The organism is Streptomyces indicus, from assembly GCF_900100315.1.
Classification (GTDB): Bacteria; Actinomycetota; Actinomycetes; order Streptomycetales; family Streptomycetaceae; genus Streptomyces; species Streptomyces indicus.
In genome coordinates this window covers 264,663-284,029 of sequence record NZ_FNFF01000008.1, presented here as the reverse complement: position 1 = coordinate 284,029, position 19,367 = coordinate 264,663, and the positions used below count along the sequence as shown (strand labels likewise).

At 71.1% G+C, this 19,367-nt stretch carries 17 protein-coding genes; 10 read left to right on the top strand and 7 right to left on the bottom strand.

The window, feature by feature from the left end; genetic code table 11:
• The first annotated feature begins 6 nt into the window (after nt 1-6).
• The 5 genes from aspT to BLT97_RS21415 all read left to right on the top strand — a co-directional run bounded on the left by aspT (nt 7) and on the right by BLT97_RS21415 (nt 6,798).
• Nucleotides 7-1,710, top strand: coding sequence for an aspartate-alanine antiporter (aspT, locus tag BLT97_RS21435; RefSeq protein ID WP_093612690.1), 1,704 nt, complete (start codon nt 7-9; stop codon nt 1,708-1,710).
• Between the two features lie 27 nt (nt 1,711-1,737).
• Nucleotides 1,738-3,393 carry a bifunctional aspartate transaminase/aspartate 4-decarboxylase gene (locus BLT97_RS21430; protein ID WP_093612688.1) on the top strand — a complete coding sequence of 552 codons (1,656 nt, stop codon included), beginning with the start codon at nt 1,738-1,740 and terminating at the stop codon, nt 3,391-3,393.
• Nucleotides 3,394-3,815: 422 nt separating this feature from the next.
• Complete coding sequence (locus tag BLT97_RS21425) at nt 3,816-5,267, top strand: DUF2252 domain-containing protein (protein ID WP_093612686.1); 1,452 nt, start codon at nt 3,816-3,818, stop codon at nt 5,265-5,267.
• A gap of 236 nt (nt 5,268-5,503) precedes the next feature.
• Entirely contained in the window at nt 5,504-6,382 is an 879-nt protein-coding gene (locus BLT97_RS21420) for a J domain-containing protein (RefSeq protein ID WP_093612684.1), read from the top strand.
• 68 nt (nt 6,383-6,450) lie between these two features.
• Entirely contained in the window at nt 6,451-6,798 is a 348-nt protein-coding gene (locus BLT97_RS21415) for a rhodanese-like domain-containing protein (RefSeq protein ID WP_093612682.1), read from the top strand.
• 86 nt (nt 6,799-6,884) lie between these two features.
• Here BLT97_RS21415 and BLT97_RS21410 read toward each other — a convergent pair whose 3' ends face one another.
• The 6 genes from BLT97_RS21410 to paaA all read right to left on the bottom strand — a co-directional run bounded on the left by BLT97_RS21410 (nt 6,885) and on the right by paaA (nt 11,829).
• Nucleotides 6,885-8,018 carry an acyl-CoA dehydrogenase family protein gene (locus tag BLT97_RS21410; RefSeq protein ID WP_093612680.1) on the bottom strand — a complete coding sequence of 378 codons (1,134 nt, stop codon included), beginning with the start codon at nt 8,016-8,018 and terminating at the stop codon, nt 6,885-6,887.
• A 146-nt stretch (nt 8,019-8,164) separates the two neighbouring features.
• Nucleotides 8,165-9,292, bottom strand: coding sequence for a 2Fe-2S iron-sulfur cluster-binding protein (locus BLT97_RS21405; RefSeq protein ID WP_093612679.1), 1,128 nt, complete (start codon nt 9,290-9,292; stop codon nt 8,165-8,167).
• Entirely contained in the window at nt 9,292-9,792 is a 501-nt protein-coding gene (gene paaD / locus BLT97_RS21400) for a 1,2-phenylacetyl-CoA epoxidase subunit PaaD (RefSeq protein WP_425442744.1), read from the bottom strand. Before paaD ends, BLT97_RS21405 begins: the two co-directional genes overlap by 1 nt.
• The gene (paaC, locus tag BLT97_RS21395) at nt 9,786-10,565 is read right to left on the bottom strand and encodes a 1,2-phenylacetyl-CoA epoxidase subunit PaaC (RefSeq protein ID WP_093612677.1); all 780 of its coding nucleotides are present in this window, start codon (nt 10,563-10,565) and stop codon (nt 9,786-9,788) included. The genes paaD and paaC overlap by 7 nt, the downstream gene beginning before the upstream one ends.
• Nucleotides 10,562-10,846: a 1,2-phenylacetyl-CoA epoxidase subunit PaaB gene (gene paaB, locus BLT97_RS21390; RefSeq protein WP_093612675.1), complete on the bottom strand. Its 285-nt coding sequence runs from the start codon at nt 10,844-10,846 to the stop codon at nt 10,562-10,564. The genes paaC and paaB overlap by 4 nt, the downstream gene beginning before the upstream one ends.
• Nucleotides 10,843-11,829: a 1,2-phenylacetyl-CoA epoxidase subunit PaaA gene (paaA, locus tag BLT97_RS21385; protein ID WP_093612673.1), complete on the bottom strand. Its 987-nt coding sequence runs from the start codon at nt 11,827-11,829 to the stop codon at nt 10,843-10,845. The genes paaB and paaA overlap by 4 nt, the downstream gene beginning before the upstream one ends.
• A gap of 223 nt (nt 11,830-12,052) precedes the next feature.
• Between paaA and BLT97_RS21380 the strand changes: the two genes are divergently transcribed.
• The 3 genes from BLT97_RS21380 to BLT97_RS21370 are packed head-to-tail and all read left to right on the top strand — an operon-like array spanning nt 12,053 to nt 14,935.
• Nucleotides 12,053-12,820, top strand: coding sequence for a DUF5819 family protein (locus BLT97_RS21380; protein ID WP_093612671.1), 768 nt, complete (start codon nt 12,053-12,055; stop codon nt 12,818-12,820).
• Nucleotides 12,817-14,115, top strand: a complete 1,299-nt coding sequence (locus tag BLT97_RS21375) for an HTTM domain-containing protein (protein ID WP_093612669.1) — start codon at nt 12,817-12,819, stop codon at nt 14,113-14,115. The genes BLT97_RS21380 and BLT97_RS21375 overlap by 4 nt, the downstream gene beginning before the upstream one ends.
• A 10-nt stretch (nt 14,116-14,125) precedes the next feature.
• Nucleotides 14,126-14,935: a TrmH family RNA methyltransferase gene (locus tag BLT97_RS21370; RefSeq protein ID WP_093612667.1), complete on the top strand. Its 810-nt coding sequence runs from the start codon at nt 14,126-14,128 to the stop codon at nt 14,933-14,935.
• 15 nt (nt 14,936-14,950) lie between these two features.
• Here BLT97_RS21370 and paaN read toward each other — a convergent pair whose 3' ends face one another.
• Entirely contained in the window at nt 14,951-16,672 is a 1,722-nt protein-coding gene (paaN, locus tag BLT97_RS21365; protein WP_093612665.1) for a phenylacetic acid degradation protein PaaN, read from the bottom strand.
• A gap of 190 nt (nt 16,673-16,862) precedes the next feature.
• Between paaN and BLT97_RS21360 the strand changes: the two genes are divergently transcribed.
• Together BLT97_RS21360 and BLT97_RS21355 are read left to right on the top strand one after the other, a co-directional pair.
• Nucleotides 16,863-18,482, top strand: coding sequence for a 3-hydroxyacyl-CoA dehydrogenase (locus BLT97_RS21360; protein WP_093612663.1), 1,620 nt, complete (start codon nt 16,863-16,865; stop codon nt 18,480-18,482).
• Nucleotides 18,479-19,069 carry a TetR/AcrR family transcriptional regulator gene (locus tag BLT97_RS21355; RefSeq protein WP_093612661.1) on the top strand — a complete coding sequence of 197 codons (591 nt, stop codon included), beginning with the start codon at nt 18,479-18,481 and terminating at the stop codon, nt 19,067-19,069. Before BLT97_RS21360 ends, BLT97_RS21355 begins: the two co-directional genes overlap by 4 nt.
• Nucleotides 19,070-19,367 lie beyond the last annotated feature (298 nt).

The following is a 19,367-nucleotide window of genomic DNA, read 5'->3' as shown; positions in this document are numbered from 1 at the left end:
CTCACCATGATCGATTTCCTCAACCGGAACATCTTCCAGCCCCACCCGGAGCTGCTGGTGTTCCTCACGGTGGCGATCGGCTTCCTCTTCGGGAAGCTGCGCTACAAGGCCATCGCGCTCGGCGCGGTGACCGGGTGCCTGGTCGCCGGGCTGCTGCTCGGCGCCCAGCTCAAGGTGACGATCGACGGCACCGTGAAGAACCTCTTCTTCACGATGTTCCTGTTCGCGCTCGGCTACCGGGTCGGGCCGCAGTTCTTCCAGGGCCTGAAGAAGGACGGCGTACCGCAGGTCATCAACGCCGTCGTGGTGTGCGTGACCGGCCTGCTCGTCTCCTGGGGCTTCGTCGCGATGCTCGGCTACGGGCCTGGGCTCAGCGCCGGCTTCCTCGGCGGGGCGCTCACCCAGTCCGCCGTCATCGGTGTCGCGCAGGACGCCATCGCCAATCTGCCCGGCCTGTCCGCCGACCAGATCAAGGACGAGCAGAACCTCGTCGCCGTCGGCTACGCGGTCTGCTACCCGCTCGGCACCATCCTCTGCGCGATCCTCCTGGCCAACATCCTGCCCAGGATCTACCGCAAGGACCTGGCCGCCGAATCCGCCCAGCTCGCCGCCGAGTTGGACGTTCCCGCGAGCAACCCCGACCTCGGCGAGGGCTACTACGAGGTGGTCCTCCGCGCGTACACCGTGCAGCGGCCCGACGTCGTGGGCCGTACGGTGCAGGACTTCGAGAACCAGCAGAAGGAACTCGGCCGGCGCATCTACCTCACCAATGTGCGGCGCGACGGCAAGGTCCTGGAGCACGACCAGAACCTCGCGCTGCGTGAGGGCGACATCGTCGCGGTCAGCGCGCTGCGCGGCGACCTGGTCGACTACGACGCCCGTACGCACATCGGCGCCGAGGCCGACGACGCCGAACTGCTCGGCTACCAGACCGAGACGCTGCACGTCATCGCCTCGGAGAAGGCCCAACTGGGCAAGACCATCGGCGAGTTGCGCACCGAGCCGTTCATGGTCGGCGTCTACATCGACAAGCTGTACCGGTCCGGGTCCGAGTTCCCGTATCTGCTCTCGACGAAGATCGAACGCGGCGACACGCTGATCCTCACCGGACCCAAGCGCCTGGTGGACCCCGCGGGCGCGGAGATCGGCAAGCCGGTGCCCACCTCGTTCGCCACCGACATGATCTGGGTCGGGCTCGGCATCTTCCTCGGCGGCTGCATCGGCATCCCCGCGCTGACCGCGGGCGGTGTGCCGATCTCGCTGTCCACCTCGGGCGGTGCGCTGATCATGGGTCTGGTCTTCGGCTGGATCCGCGGCAAGTACCCGACGTTCGGCAATGTGCCGCCCGGCGCGCAGTGGTTCATGGACACCCTCGGGCTCTGCCTGTTCGTGGCCGTCGTCGGCCTGAACGCCGGGCCGAGCTTCACCTCCGGCCTGTCCTCGGCCGGCTGGGGGCTGCTCATCTGGGGTGCCGTCGCGACGGTGATCCCGCTGCTCGTCGGCTTCCTCGTCGGCCACCACATCCAGAAGATCCGCTTCCCGATCCTGATGGGTGTCCTGGCCGGCGGCCAGACCACCACGGCCGCGATCGGGGCCATCAACGAGCAGTCGCGGTCCCAGGTCCCGACGCTCGGCTACACCGTCCCGTACGCCATCGGAAACGTGCTCCTGACCATCTGGGGCGCCGTCATCGTCCTCCTCCACCACTGACCTCTCACGGACCAGCAGGGAGCCGTCATGCCCAAGACCACCTTCACGCGCGAGGAGATCCAGTCCTTCGCGCAGCTCAGCCCGTTCGAGCTGAAGGACAAGTTCATCCAGATCGCGCAGGCCGTGCAGGAGGACAAGCCCGGCCAGAAGGACACCTCGTCCGTCCAGATGCTCAACGCCGGGCGCGGCAACCCCAACTGGATCGCCTCGGGCCCGCGCGAGGCGTTCCTCGCGCTCGGCTACTTCGCGCTCACGGAGTCCAAGCGGGTGTGGAGCGCGGACAACCTCGGCGGCATGCCGGAGAAGGCGGGCGTCGGCAAGCGCTTCGACCGCTGGCTGCGCGCCAACCCCGAACTGCCCGGCACCGAGATGCTCCAGGCCTGTGTGGACAAGGCCGTCGAACGCTTCGGCTTCGACCGCGACGCCTTCCTGCACGAGCTCGCCGACTCCATCATCGGCGACAACTACCCGGTCCCCGACCGGATGCTGGTGCACGCCGAGCAGATCGTCCGCGGCTACATCGCCGACGAGATGTTCGACAAGCGGCCGCCGGCGGACAACAACCTGAGCCTGTTCGCCACCGAGGGCGGCACCGCCGCGATGTGCTACATCTTCGACTCCCTGATGAAGAACGGGCTGTTGAAGAAGGGCGACAAGATCGCCCTGTTCACGCCGGTGTTCACGCCGTATCTGGAGATCCCCGAACTCGACACGTACGAGTTCGAGGTGGTGCACGTCTCGGCGAGCATGTTCGCCGAGACCGGGGTGCGCGAGTGGCGCTACCCGACGGAGGAGGTCGCGAAGCTGGAGGACCCGGCGATCAAGCTGGCCTGCATCGTCAACCCCTCCAACCCGCCCTCGCTGGCGATGAGTCAGCGCGTGATCGACCAGATCAAGGACATCGTCGCGACGAAGAACCCGAACCTGCTGTTCGTCACCGACGACGTCTACGGCACCTTCGTCGAGGGCTTCCGCTCCATCGCGGCGGACCTCGCCCGCAACACGCTGCTCGTGTACTCGTACTCGAAGCACTACGGCTGCACCGGCTGGCGGCTCGGCGTGATCGGGCTGCACGACGACAACGTGATCGACGAGATGATCGCGCAGCTGCCGGCGGAGGAGAAGACGCGGCTGGCGAAGCGGTACGGGACGCTCACGCTGGAACCCGAGAAGATCAAGTTCATCGACCGGCTGGTGGCGGACTCGCGTCAGGTGGCCCTCAACCACACCGCGGGCCTGTCGCTTCCGCAGCAGGTGCAGATGGTGCTGTTCTCGCTCTTCGACATGCTGGAGGAGGGACAGGCGTACAAGCACAAGGTCCGCTCCATCGTGCAGCAGCGCCTGGACCTGCTGCTCGAGGGCGCCCAGATGAAGATCAGCGACGACCCGCAGCGCGCCGGCTACTACATCGAACTCGACCTGCTCGCGGAGGCGGAGCGCACGCACGGCAAGGAGTTCGCGGACTTCCTGGAGAAGAACTACGAGCCGGTGGATCCCCTGTTCCGGCTGGCCGAGCAGACGCATGTCGTGCTGCTCAACGGGGGCGGGTTCGACGGGCCGCAGTGGTCGGTGCGGGTTTCGCTCGCGAATCTGGATGACCTGGACTACCTGAAGATCGGGCATCATCTTCGGGCGATTTTTGATGATTATGTGGGGGAGTGGCGGGGGGGTTCTGGGGTTTAGGGGTGGGGGGCTCTCTTTGGAGGGGCCTCTCTGTGGGGGCAGTCCCTTTCCTTCCTGGGGACAGTCCCCTCCCTCCCGGGGGCCGAGCCCTTCTCCAACCTATCGACCCCGACTGACAATTCCGCCCGGCCTGTGGATAACCTGCCGCGCCCGTCGACGAGGCCGTGCCGTCCGTGCCGGCCTCGTCGACGTCAGCGGTCAGCGGTCAGCTCTCTGCCGTCTGCCGTCTGCCGTCTGCGGTCTGCGGTCTGCGGTCCGCAGACGGCGGTCCGCGGAGTTATCCACAGGCTCTGACGGGCTCCGGCGCGAGGGCGTACGGTCTGTGCAGTCGGAGTCCGCGCGGGGCGGACCCAGGGGCTCGCGTACGGCGGGCCCGGTCGTCCGCGTCCGGCGGACCGGGGAGAGCGGGGAGGCGGTCCGTCATGGCCGAGACCAAGACGATCGTGCAGCAGCGGGGGACGAGGGTTCCGGCGCAGGATGGTCCTGTGGATCAGCGGATTCCGAGAGTGCCGGGCTTCGCGCAGTGGCCGGCCGAGGAGTCGCCCAAGCGCCGGGGCAAGGCGCTGCGCGAGCAGATAGCCCGCTCCGCGCATGCCGATTTCACCGCGGACCCGGCGCGGCCGGACGCAGTCACGGCGGTCGCGGAGTCCAGCAGGGGCCGGATCCCCGAGCTCACACCCCTGCGGGTGGGCCGCATGTCCGCGAACCCCTTCGCGTTCCTGCGCGGCTCCGCCGGACTCATGGCGTACGACCTGGCGCGCACCCCGGTGACCGGAATCGGCGCGCAGATCTGCGGAGACGCCCACGCGGGGAACTTCGGGTTGTACGGGGACGCGCGCGGCGGACTCGTCATCGACCTCAACGACTTCGACGAGACGGTCGTGGGCCCCTGGGAGTGGGATCTCAAGCGGCTGGTCACCTCGCTCGTGGTGGCCGGGCGCGTGGCGGGCGTGAGTGAGGCGACCTGCCGGGAGGCGGCCGCCGACGCGGCGGGGGCGTACCGGCGCACGATGCGGCTGATGGCCCGGATGCCGGCCCTGGAGGCCTGGCACGCGATCGCGAACGAGGAGCTCGTCTCGCACTCGGACGCCCACGACCTGATCGGCACGCTGGAGCGGGTGGCGGAGAAGGCCCGGCGCAACACGAGCGGTCGGTTCGCGGCCAAGTCCACCGAGACCCTGGAGGACGGCAGCCTGCGCTTCGTGGACGCGCCGCCGGTGCTGCGCCGGGTGTCGGACGCGGAGGCCGTGGCGGTGGCGGCCTCGCTGGAGGAGTACGTGTCCACGCTCGGCGAGGACCGGCTGCCGCTGCTCGCCCGGCACGCGATCCAGGATGTGGCCTTCCGCGTGGTCGGCACGGGCTCGGTCGGGACGCGGTCGTACGTCGTGCTGCTCCAGGACCACCGGGGCGCACCGTTCGTCCTGCAAGTGAAGGAGGCCAGGCCTTCGGCGCTCGCCCCGCATCTGCCGGTGGCCGGCTTCAAGGCGCCCGAAACGGAGCACGAGGGCCGCCGTGTGGTCCTCGGACAGAAGCGGATGCAGGTCGTCAGCGACATCCTGCTGGGCTGGACGACGGTCGAGGGACGCCCGTTCCAGGTAAGGCAGTTCAGGAACCGCAAGGGCAGCGTGGACCCGGCCGAGCTCACCGCCGACCAGCTGGACGACTACGGCCGCATGACGGGTGCGCTCCTGGCCCGTGCCCACGCGCACGGCGCCGACCCCCGTCTCATATCGGGTTACTGCGGGAAGACGGAGGAGCTGGACGAGGCGATGGCCGCCTTCGCGGTGGCCTACGCGGACCGTACGGAGGCGGACCACGCGGTGCTGGAGGCTGCGGTGCGCGAAGGGCGGATCGAGGCCGAGGTCGGGGTGTAAGGGGTGCAGTGGGTGTAGGGGGTCGGCGGAGGGCGTGAGGTGGGTGCGGGCGGGGCTGGTTGCCGGGTGAGGCTGCTGTGGGCGGGGTCGCTTGCCGGGTGAGGCCGCTGTGGTCGGTGTCGGCGGCTGCGGGGTGAGGCCGGCTGCAGGCTGAGGTCGTAGCGGGTGCTGGAGCAGGTGCCGGGGCGGTGGGCCGGAACGGGGGAGGTGCGGAAAGGGTGGCCTAGGCTGGACGGGTGACGACCCCGGAAGCTGCCGAGCCCATCCCGCCGCAAGAGCCCCAGCCGGCCGAGGCCCCGTCGGCCGAGGCCGAGCAGGCCGAGGCCCAGCAGGCCGAGGCCGAGCGGCCCGAGGCGCGGCTCGAGCGGGCCGTGCGGGCGGCTGAGCAGGCCCTGATCGAGTACGAGATCGCCGTCGAGACCTTCCGGGTCGAGGTGGAGAACTTCTCGCGGCTTCACCACCAGAAGCTCGGCCCGATGTACGCGCGGCTCGAAGAGCTCGACGCCCTGATCGCGGAGGCCAAGGCCGCGCGCACCGGCGACCCCGAGGACCTGCGGCTCGCACAGGAGCTGCGGGCCAGGGTGCTGCCGATGCCGGATGTGTCCGAGCTGTTCAACGAGTGGATCGACTCCGACGGCCTCTCCCCCGAGGCCGCCGCGATGCTCAACGAGCAGCCGGTCCGTGCGCCCGAGCGCGTGCGGCCCAGCGACGAGGCCCGCAAGCTCTACCGCGACCTCGTACGGCAGGCGCATCCGGATCTCGCTCAGGACGACAAGGAGCGGACCCGGCGCGACGAGTTCATCGTGCGGGTCAACGCCGCCTACGCGCGCGGTGACGAGACGCTGCTTCGCGAGCTCGCCGAGGAGTGGGCGGCCGGTCCCGTGCCGGCGGAGCAGCGGCCGAGCGAGAGCGAGGAGCTGTACGCACGCCTGGAGTGGCTCGCGCGGCGCAAGGAGCTGCTGTCGGTGGTCGCCCGGGACCTCGAGGAGGGGCCGATCGGCTCCATGCTGCGGATGGCGCCGGACGATCCGGACCGGCTGCTGGAGCAGATCGCCGAGCAGTTGCTCGCGCAGGTCGGCGAGCGCGAGGCGGAGCTGGCCTCGCTCACGCAGTAGCGGGCTCCCGAGTGCGTTCGGGCGGGCGCCGGGGCGGGCCGGGGTGCGGGGTCGGGTAGCGTCGGGGCATGGTTTTCGGTTCTGGTGTGCCCACGGTCGGCGTCGACGCGCTCTCTGACAGCGACTTCCTTCTGGACGTCCGTGAGGACGACGAGTGGCAGGCGGGTCATGCCGAGCATGCGCTGCACATTCCGATCAGTGATTTCGTCGCCCGTTACGGGGAGTTGACCGAGGCGGCGCCGCAGGACGGCAGGGTCAACGTCATCTGCCGTTCCGGCGGTCGCTCCGCCCAGGTCACGATGTACCTCGTGCAGCAGGGCATCGACGCGGTGAACGTGGCGGGCGGCATGGAGGCCTGGCACGCGGCCGGCCGCCCCGTCGTGGACGACAAGGGGCAGCCGGGCTTCGTGCTCTGACGCGAGCGGCGGGTCGGTCAGGGAGCGACCCGCGCGTCCGGGCTCAGGGCCGGGTCCCCCGGCTCGGAGCCGAGCCCCGCCCGAGCTCAGGCCAGCGTGTGGGTGGCGAGGAGTTCGCCGAGTGCCTCCTCGTGTGCGGCCGCCGGGCCGAGCGACAGCTCCAACTGCTTGGCCCAGGCGTGGTAGCGGTGCAGCGGGTAGTCCGTGTCCGCGCCGAAGCCGCCGTGCAGGTGCTGGGCGGTCTGTACGACCCTGCGGACGCCCTCCGAGGCCCAGATCTTCGCCACCGCGATGTCGCCCGCGGCCGGCAGCGCACCGCTAGCCCCCGAGGAGATGCGCCAAGCCGCCTGCCACAGCGTGACCTCCATGGCGCGCAGGTCGATGTAGCGGTCCGCGGCCTGTACGGCCACGGCCTGGAACGTGGCCACCGGGTACCCGAACTGCTCGCGCTTGCTGGTGTATTCGCTGGTCATGCCGAGCACGCCCTCGCCGAGGCCGAGCGCGAGCGCACACGTGCCGGTGGCGAGCAGGTGGTGCAGGGACTCCCAGGCGCCGTCGGCGTCGATCAGGTCGGAGGCGGCAATGCGGACGGATTCCAGGCGGAGTTCGGCATAGCGCTCGCCCGAGGTGGAGTACTGGTCGGCGTACGTGAGGCCGTCCCGTACCCGAGGCACGAGCGCCAGCACGGCGGCGCCCGCGGCGGTGTGCGCGGGGACGACCGTGTAGTCCGCGGTCTGCGCCCACGGCACCCCGGTCTGCACCCCGTCGAGCACCCAGTCCTCGCCGTCGCGGCGTGCGGTGACGGCGAGTTCGGCCCCGTCGTGGCCCGTGCGGCCGTTGCTGGCGACCGTCAGGACCGTGGTGCCGCGGGCGATGCCCGGCAGGATCCTGGCCTTCGCCTCGGAACTGCCGTACGTCTGGAGGGTCTTGGCGGCCGCGCTGTTCTCCAGGAGCGGGACGCGGGCGAGCACCTTCGCGGACTCGCGCAGCACGAGGCAGAGGGCGATGGCGTCCAAGCCGGCCCCGTCGTACTCCTCGGAGAGCAGCAGACTCAGCAGGTCCGCGTCCGCCAGCCTGGCCCACAGCGCACGGTCGAAGTCGTCGGACACGGCCTGGGGGCTGAGGGCCGGGCTCGGCACCGCGTCCGGTTCCACCCCGGCGAAGACCGCCTTGGCCGCCTCGACGGCCGCCTGCTGCTCTTCGGTGAAGTCGAAGTCCACTGCCTGTCCTCCCGTGCGCGCCGGCTGTGTCCGGCGGCGCCCGGTCACGCGGGCACCGCCATCTGACGGAGCGTCAAGATAGAACAGGTTCTAGAGGATTGGAATGGCGGCGCCGGAGTGCGTTGCCGTGCCCGGCGCCGCGCCGCTCAGCGGTCGAAGTCCAACTCCACCCGTTCCGTGGCCGGATGGGACTGGCAGGCGAGCACATAGCCGGCCTCCGTCTCCTCGGGCTCCAGCGCATAGTTGCGGTCCATGCGCACCTCGCCGTCGACGAGGAAGGCCCGGCAGGTGCCGCACACCCCGCCCTTGCAGGCGTACGGGGCATCCGGACGGTTGCGCAGCACGGTCTCCAGGAGCGACTCGCCCTCCCGCACCGGCCAGCTCCCCGAGCGTCCGTCGAGCTGGGCGGTCACGGTGCTGTGCGTGGGGGCGGAGGCCGGAGCCGGGGCCGCCGGTGCGGCGTCCACGTAGAAGATCTCCTCGTGGATCCGGGCCCGCCGCACGCCGAGGCCGCGCAGCGCGCGCTCGGCGCCCTGCACCAGACCGAGCGGCCCGCACAGGAACCATCCGTCGATCTCCCCGACCGGCAGCAGCGCGGGCAGCAGCCCGCTGAGCCGCTCCTCGTCGAGCCGCCCCGAGGGCAGACCCGCCTGCTGCTCCTCGCGGGACAGCACGGTGACCAGCTGGAATCGCTGCGGATAACGGTCCTTGAGGTCGGCCACCTCCTCCAGGAACATCGTCGAGGCCGCGGTGCGGTCGCTGCGTATGAGGCAGAAACGGGCCTCGGGCTGCCGCGCGAGCAGCGTCGAGACGATGGAGAGCACCGGTGTGATCCCGCTGCCGCCGACGATCGCCGCGAAGTGCCCGGGGCGCGGCTCCAGCGTGAAGCGGCCCGCGGGAGTCATCACGTCGAGCAGGTCGCCGACGGCGATCTCCTTGTTGGCATACGTGGAGAACTCGCCGCCCTCGACCAGGCGCACCCCCACCCGCACTTCGGCGGGACCGTCCGCCCCGAGCACGGGCGAGCACACCGAGTACGTGCGCCGGATCTCACCGCCGCCTGCCGCGCCTGCCGGGGTTGCTCCGGCCGCCGCGCCTTCCGCACCTTCCGCGCCCGATGCGCGGCGCCGTATCGCCAAGTGCTGGCCCGGCGCATAGCGGTACTCCGCGCGCAGCTCCGGCGGCACGGCGAAGGTCAGGGCCACGGAGTCGTCGGTGAGCCGGTCGACCGCGGACACCCGGAGCCCGTGGAAACGGGACTTGCCGGCCGTCATCACAACTCCTTGAAGTGGTCGAAGGGTTCACGGCAGCTCACGCACCGCCGCAGCGCCTTGCAGGCGGTGGACGAGAAGCGGCTGAGCAGCTCCGTCTCGGTGGAGCCGCAGTGCGGGCAGCGCACGGCGAGGGTCAGGGGTATCGGGCCGTCGGCCGGCTGCGGCCGGGGCGGGGCGATCCCGGACTCGGCCAGCTTGCGCCGGCCCTCCGCGGTGATGTCGTCGGTGGACCAGGCCGGGGCGAGCACCGTGCGCACGGTCACCTCGGCCACGCCCTCGGCGTGCAGCAGCTCCTCTATGTCCGAGGACATCGCCTCCACGGCCGGGCAGCCCGTGTACGTGGGGGTGATCTCGACCTGGACACGGCCGGGTGCGGACATCCGTACATCGCGCACGATGCCCAGCTCGCGCAACGTGACCATGGGCAGCTCCGGGTCGGGCACGGTGCCCGCGAGCTCGAGCAGCCGCTCCTCCAGCGGGGTGCGCGCGGCGGTCACCACGACGCCCCCGGGTGGCTGCGGTGCAGGTGCTGCATCTCGGCGAGCATCCGCCCGAACGGCTCGGTGTGCAGGCCCTGGCGCCCCGCGCCCGCGGCCCAGGCGCCATGGCGCGGGCCTTCGGGGACGGTGAGGGTGGCGCGCTCGATCACGGCGTTGACCGAGGCCAGCCAACGGGCTTCCAGCTCCTGCCAGTTGACCGCCTCCAGGCCGGCCACCGGCCGGAACATCTCGCCGCTGTAGCGCCACAGCGCGTCGAGCCCGCGCTGCATCCGGCGGTGGCTCTCGTCCGTGCCGTCGCCCAGGCGCAGCGTCCACTGCTCGGCGTGGTCCTGGTGGTACGCCACCTCCTTGACCGCCTTGGCCGCGAGCGGACCGAAGACCGGGTCGCCGGCCAACGCCTCGTACAGGAAGCGCTGATAGGTGGAGAAGAGGAGCTGGCGGGCGATGGTGTGGGCGAAGTCGCCGTTGGGCTGTTCGACCAGCTGGAGGTTGGTGAAGGCGCGCTCCTCGCGGAGGTACGCCAGCTCGTCCTCGTCGCGCGCCATCGAGAGCAGCACGCGGGCCTGGCCGAGCAGGTCGAGGGCGATGTTGGCGAGGGCCACCTCCTCCTCGAGCACCGGCGCGTGGCCGGCCCACTCGGCGAGGCGGTGCGAGAGCACCAGGGCGTCGTCGCCGAGGGCCAGGGCGGCGGTGGTTGCGGTGGCCGGTGCTCCGGCGGCGGCGGCGGTGGCGGTGGCCGGTGCGCCGGTGGTGGTCTCGGGGGTCGGGGTCACAGGTGCTTCACCCCGTCCGGGATCTCGTAGAACGTCGGGTGCCGGTACGGCTTGTCGGCGGCCGGCTCGAAGAACGGGTCCTTCTCGTCCGGCGACGAAGCGGTGATCGCGCTGGACGGGACCACCCAGATCGAGACGCCCTCGCTGCGCCGCGTGTACAGATCACGCGCATTGCGCAGGGCCAGCTCCGCGTCCGGTGCGTGCAGGCTGCCGGCGTGGGTGTGCGAGAGCCCGCGGCGCGAGCGCACGAACACCTCCCACAAGGGCCAGTCGCCGCTCATGCCGTTGCCTCCGTCGTCGTCTTCGTGCGAGTGGTGTGCTTCGCGGCGTGGGCGGCCGCCGCCTCCCGTACCCAGGCGCCCTCGTCGTGGGCCCGGCGGCGCTGGGTGATCCGCTGCTCGTTGCACGGCCCATTGCCCTTGAGGACGTCCCAGAACTCGGTCCAGTCGATGGCGCCGAAGTCGTGCTGCCCCCGCTCCTCGTTCCACCTCAGGTCCGGGTCGGGGAGGGTGAGGCCGAGCGCCTCGGCCTGCGGGACGCAGATGTCCACGAAGCGCTGGCGCAGCTCGTCGTTGGAGTGCCGCTTGATCTTCCAGGCCATGGACTGCGCCGAGTGCGAGGACTCGTCGTCCGGCGGGCCGAACATCATCAGCGAGGGCCACCACCAGCGGTTCACCGCGTCCTGCGCCATCGCGTGCTGCGCCTCGGTGCCGCGGCTGAGGGTGAGCAGCAGCTCGTACCCCTGGCGCTGGTGGAAGGACTCCTCCTTGCAGATCCGCACCATCGCGCGGGCATACGGCCCGTACGAACAGCGGCACAGCGGCACCTGGTTGGTGATCGCGGCCCCGTCCACGAGCCAGCCGATCGCGCCGACGTCGGCCCAGGTCAAGGTGGGGTAGTTGAAGATCGAGGAGTACTTCTGGCGGCCCGCGTGCAGCTTGTCGAGGAGCTCCTCGCGGCTGGTGCCGAGGGTCTCGGCCGCGCTGTAGAGGTACAGCCCGTGCCCCGCCTCGTCCTGCACCTTGGCCATGAGGATCGCCTTGCGGCGCAGCGAGGGCGCGCGCGTGATCCAGTTGGCCTCCGGCTGCATGCCGATGATCTCCGAGTGCGCGTGCTGCGCGATCTGGCGCACCAGCGTCGCGCGGTACGCCTCGGGCATCCAGTCCCGCGGCTCGATGCGCTCGTCGGCGGCCACGGCGGCGTCGAACGCCTCCGCATGGACGGCGTCCACTGCCGCCCGGTCCGCGTCTGTCACCGTCGCCATGCCCGGCCCCCTTGCCTCGGCGCTCGATCCTGCGTCGTCCGCTTCGGTGCGGCCGCCTGATCAATCTACCGACCGATCGTTCGGTCCGCTCGGTTTCCATGGTGGGACCGGCGGCCGTAGGGTGTCAAGCCTGTGGATAACGTCACGAGAGCTGTCCGTGGCGAGCGTCGCTGAGTACCGTTCCGGTCCGTAGCGGCAGCAGGCGGATGGGGATCGGGGCGGAATGGACGCGTACGACAAGGGCACGGGTGCGGGCCCGGGCACCTCACCTGCACCTGGCGCGGGGGAACCCGGCGCGGCCCCCGCCCCCGACGCCGACGGCACTTCCGAAGCCCCCGGCACCCCCCGCACCCCGGGCGACCTGACCGCCCTCACCCTCCCCTACCAGCTGGCCGCCGCCCTGGTCCTCGCCCTCATCGTGGTCGTCGGAGCGGTGCACATCGGGATGGTGTTCCTGCACGTGGCCCCGTCCAACACCGCCTCCAAGCAGTACGACAAGGCGGTGGACGGCTGGATCTACCCGGAGTTCGAGCAGAACTGGAAGCTGTTCGCCCCCAACCCGCTCCAGCAGAACATCGCCGTCCACGCCCGCGCCCAGGTGCGCACCGAGGACGGGCAGCGGCGCGAGACGGGCTGGATCAACCTCTCGGCACAGGACGGCGCCGCGATCGACGCCAACCTCGTGCCCAGCCACACCCAGCAGAACGAACTGCGCCGGGCCTGGGACTTCTACGTCGGCTCCCACACCAGCGACAACGTCTCCAACGGCCTGCGCGGCGACCTCTCCGAGCGCTACCTGCGCCGGATCGCCCTGCTCCGCTTCGACCGCGAGCCCCTCGGCGGCACCGTGGAGCGCATCCAGCTGCGCTCGACCACGACCAATGTGCAGCCGCCGGAGTGGAGCGGCGAGAAGCTCGACACGCGGCCTTCCGTCCGTGAACTGCCCTGGTGGACGGTCACGTCCCGCGACCGTGAGGTGAGCGACCGATGAGCGGCAACCAGCAGTCCGTGGCGGCCGGGCGCGGCCTCGGCCGGTCCGTCGCCGACGGCGTTCTCCGCGTGACGGGTGCGGCCCTCGGCCCGTACCAGAGCGCGATCATCCGGATCGGTTTCTCGCTGACCTGGCTGCTCTTCCTGCTGCGCGAGTTCCCGCACCGCCATGAGCTCTACGGCCCCGACGGGCCCTGGAGCTGGGACATGGCGCAGCAGCTGATCGCGGACAACCGCGCCTTCACCGTGCTGATGTGGGACGACGGGCGCGGCTGGTTCGAGCTCGTCTATCTGCTCGCCGTGCTCTCCAGCGCGCTGCTGCTGCTCGGCTGGCGGACCCGGACGATGTCCGTGCTCTTCATGGTCGGCGTGCTCTCGCTGCAGAACCGCAGCGTGTTCATGGGGGACGGCGGCGACAACGTCATCCACCTGATGTCGATCTACCTGATCTTCACCCAGTGCGGCCGGGTCTGGTCCCTCGACGCCCGCCGCGCGGCCCGCCGGCCGGACGCCGCCGACCGCGTGGGCCCCGTCCTGTGGTGCGTGCTCGGCGCGGTGCTGCTCTTCGCCACGCTCACGGGCAAGTTCGACTGGGAGACGGAGCTCCCCTGGAACCTGCCGGTCGTCCCGTATCTGCTCTGGGGCGTGTGGCTGGGGACGGCGCTGAGCGCGTGCATCCGCCGGTACGGAGGCGAGCAGCCGCGGATCCTCGCCGACGTCACCCGCAACCTGCTGCACAACACCGCACTCGTCGTGATCATGGCCGAGGCCTGCCTCATCTACGCGACGGCGGGCTGGTACAAGATCCAGGGCAGCCGATGGCAGGACGGCACCGCCGTGCACTACCCGCTGCACCTCGACTACTTCTCGCCCTGGCCGGCCCTGTCCGAGCTGCTCTCCTCGTACGGCCTGCCGCTGATGCTGATCACCTACGGCACGGTCGCGGTCCAGGTCGCCTTCCCCTTCACGCTGTTCAACCGGCGTGTGAAGAACGTGCTGCTCGCCGCGATGATCACCGAGCACGCGGTGATCGCGGTCATCCTCGGTCTGCCGTTCTTCTCGCTCGCGATGATCGCGGCGGACGCGGTCTTCCTGCCGACGGGCTTCCTGCGCCGCCTCGGCCGCTTCTCCTCCCGAGTCCTGTACGAAGGTCTGCTGCCGCGCCGCTTCGCGAAGCTGCCGGAGCAGCGCGACGGCGGCGCGGACGGCGAGGATCGCGACGGAAGGACGGAGCGGGAACCGGACAGCCGGGGCAGCGCGGGCAGCCCGGACAGCGTGGAGCACGCGCGCGCGTAGGCTCCTCGGTATGAGCGAGAGCACGGCGGAAGGCAGCACGCACGGCCCATCCGAAGAAGCCGTCACCGATGCCGTCACCGATGCCGTACGGACCTGGCGCACCCGCGCCGACGCGTGCGTCCTCCTCGACGGCTTCCACGCCCTCAAGCACGCCCTGCGCTTCGGCGCCGAGATCCCGCTCGTCCTCACCTCGGACCGGCAGGGCGCATTCGACCTCGCGGCCGAGCTCGCCCCTGACGTGACCGGGGAGCTGGCCGCACGGGCCGTCGCCGTCCCCGACGAGGTGCTGCGCACGCTCGTGCCCCGCCTGCACCCGACGCGGATCGCGGCCCTCGCGGTACGGCCCTCGCGTAGCGCCCAACTCGCCGCCTTGGCGGCCCCGTCCCGCACCGCACCGGTCGTCGTCCTCGACCAGCCGCGCAACCTCGGCAACGCGGGCGCGGTGATCCGCCTCGCGGCCGGCTTCGGTGCGACCGGAGTGGTCACCACGGGCACGCTCGACCCCTGGCACTCCACCGTCGTACGAGGGGCGGCGGGCCTGCACTTCGCCACGGCCGTGGAGCACCTGGACGTGGCCGAGCTGCCCGCCGGACCGCTGTTCGCCCTCGACCCGGAGGGCAAGGACATCCGCTCGTACGAGATCCCCGACGACGCGCTGCTCGCCTTCGGCTCGGAGCGCAGCGGGATCTCACCCGAACTCCGCGCCCGCGCCGACCACTTGGTGTCCCTGCCGATGCGGTCCCAGGTCTCCAGCTACAACCTGGCGACCAGCGTCGGCATGGCCCTGTTCCACTGGTCGGCGGGGCACGAGTTCAGCTGACACCAACCGGGCGGCTCACGCCTCCCGGCGCACCTCCACCACACGGAACCGGTTCGAGACGAACGCCCCGTCGCACAGCGCCGCATTGGCCGCCGGGTTGCCGCCCGAGCCGTGGAAGTCCGAGAAGGCCGCGGTCTGATTGACATAGACCCCGCCCGTCAGGTTCAGCGAGAGCTGGGCGCACTCCTCCAGGCAGGCCTCCTCCACGGCACGCTCCACCTCCTCCGAGGTGGTGTACGCGCCCACCGTCATCGCGCCCTTGTCGCGCACCGTGCGCCGAAGGAGTTCCACCGCGTCCGCCGAGGAGTCGACGGCGACGGCGAACGAGACCGGGCCGAAGCATTCGCTGAGGTACGCGGCCTCGGCGTCGGGCTTGGCGCCGTCCAGCTTGACGATGACGGGCGTACGCACGACCGCGTCCGGGAAGTCCGGGTTCGCCACTTCCCTTGTGGGCAGGGCGACTTCACCCAGGCCGGGAGCGGCCTCCAGGCGGGCCTTCACGTCCGGGTTGACCAGGGCGCCAAGGAGCGCATTGGCCCGGGCGTCGTCGCCGAGCAGGCCGGAGACCGCGCCCGCGAGGTCGGTGACGACCTCGTCGTAGGACTTCGGGCCCGCGTCGGTGGTGATGCCGTCGCGGGGGATCAGCAGGTTCTGCGGGGTGGTGCACATCTGGCCGCTGTAGAGCGAGAGCGAGAAGGCCAGGTTGGACAGCATGCCCTTGTAGTCGGCGGTGGAGTCGATCACCACCGTGTTGACGCCGGCCTTCTCCGTGTAGACCTGTGCCTGGCGCGCGTTGGCCTCCAGCCAGTCGCCGAAGGAGGTCGAGCCCGTGTAGTCGATGATCCGGATCTCGGGGCGCAGAGCGAGGGTCTTCGCGACGCCCTCGCCGGGCCGCTCGGCCGCCAGGCACACGAGGTCGGGGTCGAACCCGGCCTCGGCGAGCACCTCGCGCGCCACCTGCACGGTGAGCGCGAGCGGCAGCACCGCGCGCGGGTGCGGCTTGACCACCACGGGGTTGCCGGTGGCGAGGGAGGCGAAGAGGCCCGGATACCCGTTCCACGTCGGGAAGGTGTTGCAGCCGATCATCAGCGCGATGCCGCGCGGCACGGCCGTGAACTGCTTGCGCAGGTTCAGCGGATCGCGCTTGCCCTGGGGCTTGCTCCAGTCCGCCGCGCCGGGCGTGCGGGTCTGCTCGGCGTACGCGTACGCCACCGCCTCCATACCGCGGTCCTGCGCGTGCGGGCCGCCGGCCTGGAACGCCATCATGAACGCCTGGCCGCTGGTGTGCATGACCGCGTGCGCGAACTCATGGGTGCGGGCGCTGATCCGCGCCAGGATCTCCAGGCACACATGGGCGCGCGCCTCCGGTCCGGCGTCGCGCCAGGCCGGGATCGCGGCGCGCATCGCGGGCAGCAGCACGTCGAGATCGGCGTGCGGATACGAGACGCCCAACTCGATCCCGTACGGCGAGACTTCACCGCCGTCGGCCGCGGAACCGCCCACCCAGCCGTCGGTGCCGGGCTGGCCCAGGTCCATCCGCGTGCCGAGCAGCGCGTCGAAGGCCGCCTTGCCCTCGGCGGCGCCCAGGCTGCCGTCGACGGCGGAGCCCTCGCCGTACGCCTTCGGGTGCTCGGGGTGGGGCGACCAGTACGCACGCGTGGCGATCGCTTCGAGCGCCTTGAAGAGCGTGGGGCTGTGCTTCTCGGTCAGCTGGTGTGCGGTGAGCTGGGCGGCCATGGAGACCAACTCCTCCTCCTGCCGGTTCGACGCTGAACCGGTGAGCTGGGCGGGGACATACGGGCTGGGCTGCGACTTACAGGCTGCCGCTGGGCAGAGAGGTGCGACGAGAGCTAGAGTAACCGAACGATCGGTCGGGACAAGGGGGTCCGGGCAACCTGTGGAAAACCCGTACGGGAGGATCGCGGACATGACATCGAGCGACCGCGCAGCCTCGGAGCCGCAGGACCGCATCCCCTCGGGAGCCGCGGCCACCCAGGGGCCGGCGACCCCCTCGGAATCCGCGCAGCCGCAGGACCGCACACCCGGGCCCGCGTTCTCCGTGGCCGTCGTCGGCACCGGCACCATGGGCCAGGGCATCGCCCAGGTCGCCCTGCTCGCCGGTCATCACGTGTACCTGCACGACGTGGCCGAGGGCCGGGCCAAGGCGGCCGTCGGCGAGATCACCGCGCGCCTGGACCGCTTGGTGGAGAAGGGCCGCATCACCTCGGGCGCCCGGCATCAGGCGCGTGCGCGGCTCGTTCCCGTGACGACACCCGGCGCCCTGTTCGGCTGCGGTCTGGTCATCGAGGCGGTGACCGAACAACTGGCCGTGAAGCAGGAGCTGTTCAAGGAGCTCGAGAAGATCGTCGAGGACGACTGCATCCTCGCCACGAACACCTCCTCCCTCTCCGTCACGGCCATCGCCGGCGCCCTGCGCGTCCCCGGCCGCTTCGTGGGCCTGCACTTCTTCAACCCCGCGCCGCTGCTCCCCCTCGTCGAGGTGGTCAGCGGCTCCGCGACCGACGAGGCCGTCACCACGCGTGCGTACGAACTCATGAAGAGCTGGGGCAAGACCCCCGTGCGCAGCGCCGACACCCCGGGCTTCATCGTCAACCGGATCGCCCGCCCCTTCTACGCGGAAGCGTTCCGCCTGTACGAGGAGCGGGCCGCCGACCCTGCCACGATCGACGCGGTCCTGCGCGAGTGCGGCGGCTTCAAGATGGGCCCCTTCGAACTCACCGACCTGATCGGCCAGGACGTCAACGAGGCCGTGACACGCTCGGTCTGGGAGTCCTTCTTCCAGGACCCCAAGTTCACGCCCTCGCTCGCCCAGCAGCGCCTGGTCCAGTCGGGACGGCTCGGCCGCAAGTCAGGCCAGGGCTGGTTCTCGTACGAGGAAGGCGCCTCGAAGCCCGAGCCGCCCGCCGAGCCGCCCGCCGACGCGCCCCGCACCGTCACCGTGCACGGCGACCTGGGCCAGGCGAAGACCCTGGTGCGGCTCGCCCAGGAGGCAGGGCTCCAGGTCGAGTTCGAGGACGACCCTGAGCCGTACATCGAACTGCCCGGCGGCGGGCTGCTGTTCGCGACCGACGGCCTGCCCGCGGGTGCCTATCCGGGCGAGGACGTTGTCGTCTTCGACTGGTCCTTCGACTACGCGAAGGCCACCCGCATCGCCCTGGCCGCGGGACCGCGCACCGGGGAGCGGGCCCGCAGCGAAGCGGCCGGGTTCTTCCAGGCGCTGGGCAAGAAGGTCACGCATATCCGCGACGTCCCCGGCATGATCGTGGCGCGCACCGTCGCGATGCTCGTGGACCTGGCCGCCGACGCCGTCGCGCGCGAGGTCACGAGCGAGCAGGACGCCGACACCGCGATGCGCCTGGGCGTCAACTACCCGGTCGGGCTGCTCGAATGGGCCGCCGGGACGGGCGAGCTCGCCGTCGCGCTCGTCCTGCGCAACCTGCACGAGTACCACCCCACCGGCCGCTACGGACCCACCCCGGGCCTGCTCGGCCGCATCGATCCACTGGAGTACGGGGACCTGCGATGACCACCGCCAAACGCGACACCTACACCCCCGAGTCCCTCCTCGCCGTGGCCGTCCAGGTCTTCAACGAGCGCGGCTACGACGGCACTTCCATGGAGCACCTCTCCAAGGCGGCGGGCATCTCGAAGTCCTCGATCTACCACCACGTGGCCGGCAAGGAGGAGCTGCTGCGCCGCGCCGTGAGCCGCGCCCTCGACGGGCTCTTCGCGATCCTCGACGAGGAGCAGGCACGCGAGGGACGGGCCGTGGACCGCCTCGAACACGTCACGCGCCGCATGGTGGGCGTCCTGACGAGCGAACTCCCTTACGTGACCCTCCTCCTGCGCGTCCGCGGCAACACCGAGACCGAGCGCTGGGCGATGGACCGCCGCCGCGACTTCGACCACCGCGTCGCCGACCTCCTGAAGGCGGCGATCGCGGAGGGCGACCTGCGCGAGGACGTGGAGGCCCGCCTCGCCACGCGCCTCCTCTTCGGCATGATCAACTCCCTGGTGGAGTGGTTCCGCCCGGACGCCCGCGGCGCGGACGGCGCGGAGATCGCGGATGCGGTGGTGCAGTTGGCGTTCCGAGGGCTCCGTATCGAGGACTGATCGGCCGGCCCCGACACCGGCCGGAGGCACGACCGACCCGCCCCGGACACCGACCGGCGTCCCGACCGACCGAAAGCCGCAATCCGACGTGAGGGGACGGGGTGGGGGTGTGATGTCACACGGGCACTCCCCACCCGGACGTACACGCTCGCAGACCTGCGGCGCCATTGCCCGTGTGAGCAGAACACCCCCACCCCGGCCCCGCCCCACGACGAAACCGCATGCGCGGAAGCCGCATGCGCGGAAGCCGCATGCGCGGAAGCCGCATGCGCGGAAGCCGCACGCGCGGAACCCGCAC

Coding starts and splice junctions, on each gene's coding strand:
- aspT (WP_093612690.1), top strand. CDS start 7: ATGATCGATTTCCTCAACCGGAACATCTTCCAGCCCCACCCGGAGCTG.
- paaB (WP_093612675.1), bottom strand. CDS start 10,846: ATGAGCGGCGACTGGCCCTTGTGGGAGGTGTTCGTGCGCTCGCGCCGC.
- BLT97_RS21355 (WP_093612661.1), top strand. CDS start 18,479: ATGACCACCGCCAAACGCGACACCTACACCCCCGAGTCCCTCCTCGCC.
- BLT97_RS21380 (WP_093612671.1), top strand. CDS start 12,053: ATGGACGCGTACGACAAGGGCACGGGTGCGGGCCCGGGCACCTCACCT.
- BLT97_RS21415 (WP_093612682.1), top strand. CDS start 6,451: ATGGTTTTCGGTTCTGGTGTGCCCACGGTCGGCGTCGACGCGCTCTCT.
- BLT97_RS21375 (WP_093612669.1), top strand. CDS start 12,817: ATGAGCGGCAACCAGCAGTCCGTGGCGGCCGGGCGCGGCCTCGGCCGG.
- BLT97_RS21360 (WP_093612663.1), top strand. CDS start 16,863: ATGACATCGAGCGACCGCGCAGCCTCGGAGCCGCAGGACCGCATCCCC.
- paaA (WP_093612673.1), bottom strand. CDS start 11,829: ATGGCGACGGTGACAGACGCGGACCGGGCGGCAGTGGACGCCGTCCAT.
- BLT97_RS21425 (WP_093612686.1), top strand. CDS start 3,816: ATGGCCGAGACCAAGACGATCGTGCAGCAGCGGGGGACGAGGGTTCCG.
- BLT97_RS21430 (WP_093612688.1), top strand. CDS start 1,738: ATGCCCAAGACCACCTTCACGCGCGAGGAGATCCAGTCCTTCGCGCAG.
- BLT97_RS21370 (WP_093612667.1), top strand. CDS start 14,126: ATGAGCGAGAGCACGGCGGAAGGCAGCACGCACGGCCCATCCGAAGAA.
- BLT97_RS21405 (WP_093612679.1), bottom strand. CDS start 9,292: ATGACGGCCGGCAAGTCCCGTTTCCACGGGCTCCGGGTGTCCGCGGTC.
- paaN (WP_093612665.1), bottom strand. CDS start 16,672: ATGGCCGCCCAGCTCACCGCACACCAGCTGACCGAGAAGCACAGCCCC.